This window comes from Luteibacter sp. P4_E6 (assembly GCF_056401535.1).
Map to the genome: position 1 here is coordinate 1 of NZ_JBFUJE010000125.1, position 9,536 is coordinate 9,536.

At 64.7% G+C, this 9,536-nt stretch carries 11 protein-coding genes and 1 pseudogene; 10 read left to right on the forward strand and 2 right to left on the reverse strand.

The genetic code is table 11. From position 1 onward, the window contains the following. Nucleotides 1–32: 32 nt before the first annotated feature. Nucleotides 33–245: a hypothetical protein gene (locus AC1DT2_RS09970; protein WP_063572993.1), complete on the forward strand. Its 213-nt coding sequence runs from the start codon at nucleotides 33–35 to the stop codon at nucleotides 243–245. A 155-nt stretch (nucleotides 246–400) separates the two neighbouring features. On the opposite strand, the gene AC1DT2_RS09975 is transcribed toward AC1DT2_RS09970, so the two are convergent. Both AC1DT2_RS09975 and AC1DT2_RS09980 read right to left on the reverse strand, forming a co-directional pair. Beyond that, entirely contained in the window at nucleotides 401–1,732 is a 1,332-nt protein-coding gene (locus tag AC1DT2_RS09975) for an ammonium transporter (RefSeq protein ID WP_477296075.1), read from the reverse strand. Continuing rightward, nucleotides 1,722–2,060 carry a P-II family nitrogen regulator gene (locus AC1DT2_RS09980; RefSeq protein WP_477296076.1) on the reverse strand — a complete coding sequence of 113 codons (339 nt, stop codon included), beginning with the start codon at nucleotides 2,058–2,060 and terminating at the stop codon, nucleotides 1,722–1,724. Before AC1DT2_RS09980 ends, AC1DT2_RS09975 begins: the two co-directional genes overlap by 11 nt. 297 nt (nucleotides 2,061–2,357) lie before the next feature. On the opposite strand from AC1DT2_RS09980, the gene AC1DT2_RS09985 reads away from it, so the two are divergent. The 9 genes and pseudogenes from AC1DT2_RS09985 to AC1DT2_RS10025 form a co-directional block, all read left to right on the forward strand. Beyond that, complete coding sequence (locus AC1DT2_RS09985; protein ID WP_046965989.1) at nucleotides 2,358–2,810, forward strand: SUF system Fe-S cluster assembly regulator; 453 nt, start codon at nucleotides 2,358–2,360, stop codon at nucleotides 2,808–2,810. Nucleotides 2,811–2,824: 14 nt separating this feature from the next. Continuing rightward, nucleotides 2,825–4,285, forward strand: a complete 1,461-nt coding sequence (gene sufB, locus AC1DT2_RS09990; RefSeq protein ID WP_213948823.1) for a Fe-S cluster assembly protein SufB — start codon at nucleotides 2,825–2,827, stop codon at nucleotides 4,283–4,285. A gap of 2 nt (nucleotides 4,286–4,287) precedes the next feature. Continuing rightward, nucleotides 4,288–4,695, forward strand: coding sequence for an ACT domain-containing protein (locus AC1DT2_RS09995; protein WP_063573851.1), 408 nt, complete (start codon nucleotides 4,288–4,290; stop codon nucleotides 4,693–4,695). A gap of 11 nt (nucleotides 4,696–4,706) precedes the next feature. After that, nucleotides 4,707–5,498: a Fe-S cluster assembly ATPase SufC gene (sufC, locus tag AC1DT2_RS10000; RefSeq protein ID WP_477296077.1), complete on the forward strand. Its 792-nt coding sequence runs from the start codon at nucleotides 4,707–4,709 to the stop codon at nucleotides 5,496–5,498. Next, entirely contained in the window at nucleotides 5,495–6,838 is a 1,344-nt protein-coding gene (gene sufD / locus AC1DT2_RS10005) for a Fe-S cluster assembly protein SufD (protein ID WP_477296078.1), read from the forward strand. The genes sufC and sufD overlap by 4 nt, the downstream gene beginning before the upstream one ends. Before the next feature lie 33 nt (nucleotides 6,839–6,871). Further along, the gene (locus tag AC1DT2_RS10010) at nucleotides 6,872–8,119 is read left to right on the forward strand and encodes an aminotransferase class V-fold PLP-dependent enzyme (RefSeq protein ID WP_213948649.1); all 1,248 of its coding nucleotides are present in this window, start codon (nucleotides 6,872–6,874) and stop codon (nucleotides 8,117–8,119) included. 137 nt (nucleotides 8,120–8,256) lie between these two features. Continuing rightward, a complete protein-coding gene (locus AC1DT2_RS10015; protein WP_477296079.1) occupies nucleotides 8,257–8,790 on the forward strand; it encodes a GNAT family N-acetyltransferase in 534 nt (177 codons plus the stop codon). Beyond that, nucleotides 8,787–9,101: a non-heme iron oxygenase ferredoxin subunit gene (locus tag AC1DT2_RS10020; RefSeq protein WP_477296080.1), complete on the forward strand. Its 315-nt coding sequence runs from the start codon at nucleotides 8,787–8,789 to the stop codon at nucleotides 9,099–9,101. Before AC1DT2_RS10015 ends, AC1DT2_RS10020 begins: the two co-directional genes overlap by 4 nt. An 89-nt stretch (nucleotides 9,102–9,190) precedes the next feature. Then, a pseudogene (locus AC1DT2_RS10025) lies at nucleotides 9,191–9,536 on the forward strand (CPBP family intramembrane glutamic endopeptidase); the annotation flags it as partial.

Sequence of the window (9,536 nt, forward strand, 5' to 3'; positions counted from 1 at the left end):
GCGACGTTGTGCTCCCCACAGAGGAGACCAGCATGACTATCAAAGCCGGAAGCAACACCCAGAACCGCTCGCGAGTTCTCGCACTACTCGTGATGGGCGCGGCGTTCATGGCACCGCTGGCCGCTAACGCCGACGACCATCATCCGCCGGTGCACCATCGTCACCAGGTCTGCCACAACGCGCGCGTGTCCGACCATCACGGTCACTATCACACCACCCGCCAGTGCCATTGGGTGAATCGCTGATCTGCTGAGCGGATGAAAAAAGAGCCGGCATATAGCCGGCTTTTTTTTACGCACTTTCTGTGGGAGCCGATTCATCGGCGAAAGGGTGCTTGCGACAACCTTGCCCGCTGCCGCGCGATCGCCGATGAATCGGCTCCTACACGAGATGAGCTCGGTCAGGAGAGGTTGTAACCACGCTCCTCGTGCAACGCCAGATCCAGTCCGATCTGCTCCTGCTCTTCGTCGACACGCAGGCCCATGGTGACCTTGATGCCCTTGAAGATGGCGTAGCTGAGCACGGCGCTGTAGACGACGGTGAACGACACGCCCTTGAACTGGATCCAAAGCTGCAGGCCGAGATCCGTGACCGTGCCGAAGCCGCCGAGTACGGGTGCAGCCAGCGGACCGGTAAGCAGGGCGCCGATGATGCCGGCGATGGCATGCACGCCGAAGACATCGAGCGAGTCGTCGTAACCGAACTTGCGCTTGAGGCTCGTCGCGCTGAAGAAACAGACGAAGCCTGCGACGAAGCCGAGCACGAGTGCGCCACCGGGTCCGCACGTGCCGGCAGCCGGGGTGATGGCGACGAGGCCAGCCACGGCTCCCGACGCGATGCCGAGCACGCTGGCCCGACGATGAGTGATCCACTCGATCGCGGTCCAGCCGATGGCGGCGGCAGCGGTAGCGATCTGCGTCACCAGCATGGCCATGCCGGCACTGCCGTTCGCGGCCACGGCGGAGCCGGCGTTAAAGCCGAACCAGCCGAGCCAGAGCATGCTTGCGCCGACGAGCGTGTAGCCGAGGTTGTGCGGCGGCATCGCGGTGGTCGGATAACCACGGCGCTTTCCGATGACGAGGCAACCGACCAGACCCGCGATACCGGCATTGATGTGCACCACGGTACCGCCGGCAAAGTCGAGCACGCCGAGGTCGCCGAGGAAGGAGCCGGGACCGCCCCAGACCATGTGCGCGATCGGCAGGTAGACCAGGGTGAACCACAATGCGGTGAAGACGAGCAGCGCCGAGAACTTCATGCGCTCGGCAATCGCGCCGACGATCAGTGCAGGCGTGATGATCGCGAAGGTCATCTGGAACATCACGAACACGGCTTCGGGAACGGTCTGGTAGAGGCTGCCGGGCGTGAGGCCCGCGAGCATGCCGTGGCCGAGGCCGCCGATGAAGGAGTGCAGATTGGTCGTGCCGGCGGTCATGCCGGTGTTGTCGAAGGCCAGGGAGTAGCCGTAGACCACCCAGAGGATGGTGACCAGGGCGGTAATCGCAAAACACTGCATGAGAACCGAGAGCAGGTTCTTCGCGCGGACCATGCCGCCGTAGAACAGGGCCAGTCCCGGGATGGTCATCAGCAGGACGAGCATCGTCGCGGTGAGCATCCAGGCGGTATCGCCGGAATCGAGCTTTGCTGGCGTGGCTGCCTGGGCGAAGGCGCTGCAGGGAATCAGTGCGGCGGCAGATGCTGTGGCGAGTGTGCGTACGAGCTTAGAGCGCATCGGCGTCGACCTCCTGCGTGCGGATCCGGATCGCTTGCTCCAGGTCGATGACGAAGATCTTGCCATCGCCGATCTKGCCGGTCTTCGCCGCGTTCATGATCGCCTCGACCGCCCGTTCGAGTTGCTCGTCGGTGACGGCGATCTCGATCTTGAGCTTGGGCAGGAAGTCGACGACGTACTCGGCGCCACGATAAAGCTCGGTATGCCCGTGCTGGCGGCCGAAGCCTTTGACCTCGGTCACGGTCATGCCCTGTACCCCCGCCTCGGCGAGGGCCTCCCGAACGTCGTCCAGCGTGAACGGCTTGATGATCGCGTTGATCCACTTCACTACCGTTGCTCCCCATGGTTGGACTGAGGTAGAGGGAGCAGGATGCGTGCCAGTGCCCTGTGAGACTCCGCAGGCCTTGTGCGGTGCGGCATGGCGCAGCCATCCCCGGAAACTGCGGCCATGGTTTGCACCATAAAAGGGATGACGAACTCCCGACAAAGGTGCGACGGCACGCTCGGTAGGAGCCGATTCATCGGCGATCCCGCGGCAGCGGGCGGGTTTGAAGGCGCGGCGCCTTGCGGGGAAGCTCCGAAAACAGTACCATTTTGGTCCGGTATTGACTGTGCCCCTTCCCCGATGCTCCGTGTCAGCCGATTGACCGATTACGCGACCGTGGTGATGACCTGCATCGCCGCGCACCCTGCCGACGTTCTGAGCACTGCCCAGATCGCCGACGAGGCGCGCCTGGAGCTTCCGACGGTGTCGAAGCTGCTCAAGCTGCTCGGCCATGCGGGGTTGGTGGAATCGTTTCGTGGGGTCAACGGCGGCTACCGCCTCGCGCGTCCGGCCGAGGCGATCAGCCTCGCCGACATCGTCGAGGCGATGGAAGGACCCATCGGAATGACGGAATGCAGCGTGGCCCAGGGCCAATGCGATCGTCAGTCCCAATGTGGCGTCAGCGACAGCTGGCGCTCGGTTTCCGGGGCTATCGGCGGCGTGCTGCGCGCCATGACCCTGGCCCAGATGCTGGCCGGGCGCCCCACGGCGCCGGCGAAGGACGCGACCCAGGTCGCGCAGGCGAACGCATGAACGAGAGTGAAAACATGACACGCGACGTGGCAGCCCCTGTGCGCGACAACGCCGAAGTCGTAGAGGCGCTCAACCGCCGCTACGAGGCCGGTTTCGTCACCGATATCGAATCCGACAGCCTTCCGCCCGGCCTGAGCGAGGACATCGTCCGCCAGCTCTCCGCGATCAAGGGTGAGCCGGAGTGGATGCTCGAATGGCGCCTGGCTGCTTACCGGCACTGGCTGACCATGCCGGAACCGGATTGGGCCAAGCTGGATATCGCGCCGATCGACTACCAGTCCGTCAGCTATTACTCGGCGCCGAAGGCCGGTCCCAAGTCGCTGGCTGAGGTCGACCCGAAGCTGCTCGAAACCTACGAAAAGCTCGGCGTGCCGCTGCACGAGCGTGCGCGGCTGGCCGGCGTGGCCGTCGATGCGGTATTCGATTCCGTCTCGGTCGGCACCACGTTCCGGAAGGAACTCGCCGAAGCCGGCGTGATCTTCTGCTCGATGTCCGAAGCGATCCGCGAACATGGCGATCTCGTGCGCCAGTATCTCGGCAGTGTCGTCCCCACCGGCGACAACTATTTCGCGGCGCTCAACTCGGCGGTGTTCTCCGACGGCAGCTTCGTCTTCATTCCGAAGGGCGTGCGTTGCCCCATGGAATTGTCGACTTACTTCCGCATCAACGCGATCAACACCGGGCAGTTCGAGCGCACGCTGATCGTCGTCGAGGACGACGCCTATGTGTCGTATCTCGAAGGCTGCACGGCGCCCATGCGCGACGAGAACCAGTTGCACGCAGCCGTCGTCGAGCTCATCGCGCTGGAACGCGCGCAAATCAAATACTCAACGGTGCAGAACTGGTACCCGGGCGATGAGAACGGCGTCGGTGGCATCTATAACTTCGTGACCAAGCGCGGCGATTGCCGCGGCGCGGACTCAAAGATCTCGTGGACCCAGGTCGAGACCGGTTCGGCGATCACCTGGAAGTACCCCAGCTGCGTCCTGCGCGGCGATCGTTCGGTGGGTGAGTTCTACTCGGTGGCACTGACGCATCACCGCCAGCAGGCCGACACCGGCACCAAGATGATTCACATCGGCAAAGGCACCAAGTCGAAGATCGTCGCCAAGGGCATCAGCGCCGGTCGCAGCTCGAACAGCTATCGCGGACTGGTGAAAATCGAGAAGGGTGCCGATGGCGCGCGCAACTACACGCAGTGCGACTCCCTGCTTATCGGCAAGAAATGCGGTGCGCACACCTTCCCGTACATGGAAGTGAAGAATCCCAGCGCCATCGTCGAGCACGAGGCCACCACCTCGAAGATCTCCGACGACCAGCTGTTCTACTGCCTCTCGCGCGGTATCGGCGAGGAAGACGCGGTCTCCATGATCGTCGACGGTTTCTGCAAGCAGGTATTCCGCGAGCTGCCGATGGAGTTCGCCGTGGAAGCCAAGAAGCTGCTCGAAGTCTCACTCGAAGGCGCGGTGGGCTGAGCATGGGCATCGCCGGCTCCGCACCGGGCCTGACGGATCTGCGCGCGCTCCTGGCCGCGCTGGACCCCGAACTGGATCCCGTGCCGAAGCGCTTCCTGCATGCCTCCCATGAGAAGGCGCGTGAGCGCGTGGCCGACGCCCTGATGATGTTCCGCGAGGCGGAGGGCACCACGCTCATCGTCGACGTGGATGAAGACAATCTCGGCAACGAGCGCATGCTCTGGGCGCGTATCACCCTGCGTGTGCAGTCGAGTCTCACCGCGGTCGGCATGATGGCCGCCGTATCCGCCGCGCTGGCCAGGCGCGGCATTCCCTGCAATCCCGTATCCGCGTTCCTGCACGATCATCTCTTCGTGCCCTGGGAACGCCGCGATGACGCGCTCGACGCGCTGTCGCACCTCACGCCATGACGGACAGCACCATGCACATGCTTACGATCGACAACCTCCACGCCCGTGTCGAAGGCAAGGAGATCCTCAAAGGCCTCTCGCTCACCGTGAAACCCGGTGAAGTGCACGCGATCATGGGGCCGAACGGCGCGGGTAAATCCACGCTGGCCAATGTCCTTTCCGGGCGCGACGGCTACGAGGTCACCGAAGGTTCGGTGAACTTCGACGGCCGCGACCTGCTGGCACTGGAGCCGGAAGAACGCGCCGCGGTGGGCATGTTCCTCGCCTTCCAGTACCCGGTGGAAATCCCGGGCGTGAACAACACGTACTTCCTGCGTGCCGCGCTCAACGCGCAGCGGAAGTTCCGTGGTGAGGAGGAGCTGGACTCCATGCGGTTCCTCAAGCTGGTTCGCGAGAAGCTCAAGGTGATGCAGATCTCCGACGACCTTCTGCACCGCGCGGTGAACGAAGGTTTCTCCGGTGGTGAGAAGAAGCGCAACGAGATTTTCCAGATGGCCGTCCTCGAGCCGAAGCTGGCGATCCTCGACGAGACCGATTCCGGCCTCGACATCGACGCGTTGAAGCAGGTTGCCGAGGGCGTGAATGCCTTGCGCTCGCCGGACCGTTCCTTCCTCATCGTCACCCATTACCAGCGCCTGCTCGACTACATCGAGCCGGACTTCGTGCACGTGCTTGCCGGCGGTCGTATCGTCGAGAGCGGCGACAAGAGTCTCGCCTTGAAGCTCGAAGAGCAGGGCTACGCGTGGCTGGCGGATACCCATCCGGAACTGCGCAAGGCCGACCTCGCCGGAGCACCGGCATGAGCCAGGCGCCGTCCCCGTTCGTGCGGGCGGCGCTGGATGCCGCCACGGCCGTGCCGCCCAGCGGCATCGCCTGGCTCGATGCCGCGCGTCGCGAAAACCTGGAGTCGCTCGCTGAAACCGGCCTGCCCGAAACCCGTAACGAGTCCTGGAAATACACACCGCTCCGTGCGTTGTCGCAGCGTGCCTTCTCGCTCGCCGACACGGGCGTGCCGAACAGCCTCGCCGTGGATCCCGCGTCGTACGCCTTGCCGGGCGTTGACGGCTCGCGCATCGTCTTCGTCGACGGGGTGTTCCGCGCCGACCTGTCTTCACTCGACGGTGGTGAAGGCGTGTCGCTGGCGCCGCTGGGCGTAGCGCTGGAAGCGCAGCCGGAACCGCTGCGCTTTGCGCTGGCAAACCGTTACCGCCGCGGCGCCGCCGATGCCTTCGCGCACCTGAATGCGGCGTTGGCGACCGACGGTGTGGTGCTGCAGATAGCGAACGGTACCGACGTTGCCAGGCCGGTGAATGTCGTGCACGTGTCGAGTGGCTCGCAGGCCGATACCGCGTGGCACGTTCGCGTGCTGGTCGACTTGGGGCAGGGTTCTCGCGTTGATGTGGTCGAGCACTTCGTCTCGTTGGGTGATGCCATCCAGCTGGGTACCGTCGTCGCCGACATCGTCGTGCGCGAGGGCGCTACGCTCGGGCTGGTCGTCCTGCAGGATGCCTCGGCCTCGACCACCCTGATCCGTCGCAACCATGTGCGGGTCGAGGCGAAGGCTGCCGCGACCGTGCATGCGCTGGAGCTGGGTGGGGCCCTGGTCCGCCACGAACTCACGACCGAACTGGTCGGGGATGGCGCGCGTTTCGATTCGCGTGGCGTCTTCGCGCTGAGCGGCCGCCAGCATGTCGATACACAGCTCGAGGTGCGTCACAACGCTCGCGACACGACATCGGACGCGCTCTGGCGCGGCATCGCCGACGGCCGTTCGCGAGGTGTGTTCCGTGGCGCCATCGTCGTCGCGGAAGGTGCCGACGGTAGCGACGCCTCGCTGAGCAACAAGAACCTGTTGCTGTCAGCCCAGGCCGAGATCGACACCAAGCCGGAACTCGAGATCTACGCCGACGAGGTCAAGGCCGCGCACGGTGCGACCATCGGCCAGCTCGACGAACGTTCGCTGTTCTATCTGCGGTCGCGCGGTATCCCGCTGGCGCAGGCACGCAGCCTGCTCACGCTGGCGTTCTGCCGTGCCGCCCTCGAATCGCTTCCGAACGAGGCCTTGCGCGAGCACCTGGGCGACCTGCTGGTCGCACACCTGCCGACGGGGCCGTCCGACGCGCTCGTTACGTCCGCCCAATAAATCAGACCCGACACCGAACACCGGAGCCAAGCCATGAACGCCAAGCCCGAGCCAGCGGTGTTGCCGCTCGATGTGGAGCGCATCCGCGCCGATTTCCCGTTGCTGTCGCGTACGGTCCACGGCAAGCCGCTGATCTACTTCGACAACGCCAACACCAGTCAGAAGCCCGTGTCGGTGATCGAAGCGGTGGACCGTCACTACCGTCAGCACAACGCCAACGTCGCGCGTGCCGTGCATACGCTGGGCGAAGAAGCGACTGCCTCGTACGAGGGCGCGCGCGATGCGCTGGCGCGTTTCGTCAATGCGTCCTCGCGTGACGAAGTCATCCTGACCTCGGGCACCACGCAGGCGATCAACCTGGTCGCCTACAGTTACGCGCTCCCACGCCTGAAGTCCGGCGACGCGATCCTCACCACGGTGATGGAGCATCACGCGAATATCGTGCCTTGGCAGCTCGTGGCCGAGCGCACCGGCGCAACCGTCAAGGCGGCGCCGATCGATGCGAACGGCGAGCTGATTCTCGAGAAATTCTTCGAGATGCTGACGCCCGAGGTGAAGCTCGCTTGCGTCGGGCACGTGTCCAACGTGCTGGGCACGGTCAATCCTATCCGCGAGATCGCACGAGAGTGCCGCAAGCGCGGCATTCCGCTGCTCGTCGACGGCTCGCAGGCCGCCCCGCATCGTCGCATCGACGTCCAGGCCCTTGGCTGCGATTTCTACGCGATCACCGGGCATAAGATGCTGGCACCTACCGGTACCGGCGCGCTCTGGGCAAAGCGCGAGCACCTGATGTCGATGCCGCCGTTCTTCGGCGGTGGCGAGATGATCCGCGAGGTACGCTTCGAAGGGACGGTGTTTGCCGATCCGCCGCATCGTTTCGAGGCGGGCACGCCGAACATTGCGGGTTTCGCCGGTATGTCGGCTGCTATCGCCTACATCGAGGCTATAGGGTTCGATCGCCTGAATGCGTACGAACAGGAGCTCCTGGCATACGCCACGACGGCCATTGAGAGCCTTCCGGGCGTGCGGATCTTCGGCCGTGCGAAAGAAAAGGAACCGGTCGTCTCGTTCCTGCTGGAGGGTGCCCACGCCAACGACATGGCGACGCTGCTGGACCTGCAGGGTGTGGCCGTGCGCTCGGGCCACCATTGCGCACATCCCTTGATGCATTTCTTCGGGGTGCCCGCCACGCTGCGTGCGTCGCTTGCCTTCTACAACACGAAGGCCGAGGTAGACGGTTTCATCGAGGCGATCGGCAAGGTGCGCAAGCTGTTGCTTTAAGACAACGGCAAGCCCTGTCTGCCGGCATTTTGTAGGAGCCGATTCATCGGCGATTCCTGCGGAGCGGCATTTGCAGCATGATCGCAAGCACCCGTTCGCCGATGAATCGGCTCCTACAGAGATAGCCCCGCCCGCCYATGACCCCGACTCACACCTTCCGTAGCGCCACCCTTGCCGATGCCCCGCTCATCACGGTCCTGGTCGAGTCCGCTTATCGCGGCGACGCCAGCCGGGCCGGGTGGACCACCGAGGCCGATTTCCTCCATGGCCGGCGCACCGATGTCACCGAGATCGAAGAGCTGCTGACCAGCGAGAACGGTCGCTTCGTCCTGTTCGAGCAAGACGGCGCCATTGGTGCATCCTGTTACATCGAGCGGCAGGGCCCGGTCTGCTACTTCGGCATGTTCTCCGTCCATCCGCCGCTGCAGGGCGCGGGGATCGGCCGCCTGGTCATCGAGGAAGTCGAACGTATTGCCCGCAGCGAATGGGGCAGCGAGCGCATCGAGATGACGGTGATCGACATCCGTGAGGAACTGATCGCCTGGTACGAGCGTCGCGGTTATGTCCGCACGGGCCGGACCAAGGCTTTTCCGTACGGCGATGAGCGCTTCGGCCTGCCGCAGCGGGACGACCTTCGCTTCGAATACCTGGTGAAGGACCTGGGCGCATGAGCGGCTGGATTCGTGTGGGAACGCGCGGCGAGCTCCTGCCGGGCGAGTTCAGGGTGGTCTGGGACGGCGACACCGCTATCGCCGTCTACAACATCGACGGCGCGCTTTATGCCATCGAGGACGTCTGCACGCACGACGGTGGCGAGCTGGCCGGTGGCCCGGTCGACGGCTTCGAGGTGGAATGCGTGCGTCATGGCGCGCGCTTCGACCTGCGTACGGGCAAGGTCACCTGTCCGCCCGCCTATGAGCCGGTCACGGTCTTCCCGGTGGAAGAGCGCGAGGGCGCCATCTGGACCCGCGACGACCGCTGAATTGAGCGGCAGATCTCGCCCTCAGGCTATGGCGCGCAACGCGTTCACGCCCTAAGCTTGCCCGCAGCGACACTTGTACCGGGGAATCCATGCTTTCGAACGACCGTCGGCGCGCCGCGCTCGCGTTCGCGCTCCTGTTCGTTCTCTATCAGGCCGCCGAAGGTATCGGTGCTCGCCTGCTCGGTAGCGTGTCCGTCCAGGCCACCTTCCTGCTGCTGATGCTCTTGAGCGCATGGCCGCTCGGTCGCTGGCTCGGTTTCCGCGGCTACGAGGCTTACGCACTCGAGTGGCGGCGCGCCGCGCCGCTCTTGCTGGTGGGCGGACTCGCGCTTGCCTTGCTGATGAAGTACGTCGCCGTCTGTGTGGGCATGGCCTTGAACGTTTATGCAGCGCGGGCGCCCGAGTCGACGCCCGCCGCGGCGGTGTCGTTTCTGT

Bases quoted from the DNA above. Each gene is read 5' to 3' on its own strand.
- AC1DT2_RS09995 (WP_063573851.1), top strand. From the start codon at position 4,288: ATGGGCATCGCCGGCTCCGCACCGGGCCTGACGGATCTGCGCGCGCTC.
- sufD (WP_477296078.1), top strand. From the start codon at position 5,495: ATGAGCCAGGCGCCGTCCCCGTTCGTGCGGGCGGCGCTGGATGCCGCC.
- AC1DT2_RS09975 (WP_477296075.1), bottom strand. From the start codon at position 1,732: ATGCGCTCTAAGCTCGTACGCACACTCGCCACAGCATCTGCCGCCGCA.
- sufB (WP_213948823.1), top strand. From the start codon at position 2,825: ATGACACGCGACGTGGCAGCCCCTGTGCGCGACAACGCCGAAGTCGTA.
- AC1DT2_RS10015 (WP_477296079.1), top strand. From the start codon at position 8,257: ATGACCCCGACTCACACCTTCCGTAGCGCCACCCTTGCCGATGCCCCG.
- AC1DT2_RS09985 (WP_046965989.1), top strand. From the start codon at position 2,358: ATGCTCCGTGTCAGCCGATTGACCGATTACGCGACCGTGGTGATGACC.
- sufC (WP_477296077.1), top strand. From the start codon at position 4,707: ATGCACATGCTTACGATCGACAACCTCCACGCCCGTGTCGAAGGCAAG.
- AC1DT2_RS10010 (WP_213948649.1), top strand. From the start codon at position 6,872: ATGAACGCCAAGCCCGAGCCAGCGGTGTTGCCGCTCGATGTGGAGCGC.
- AC1DT2_RS09970 (WP_063572993.1), top strand. From the start codon at position 33: ATGACTATCAAAGCCGGAAGCAACACCCAGAACCGCTCGCGAGTTCTC.
- AC1DT2_RS10020 (WP_477296080.1), top strand. From the start codon at position 8,787: ATGAGCGGCTGGATTCGTGTGGGAACGCGCGGCGAGCTCCTGCCGGGC.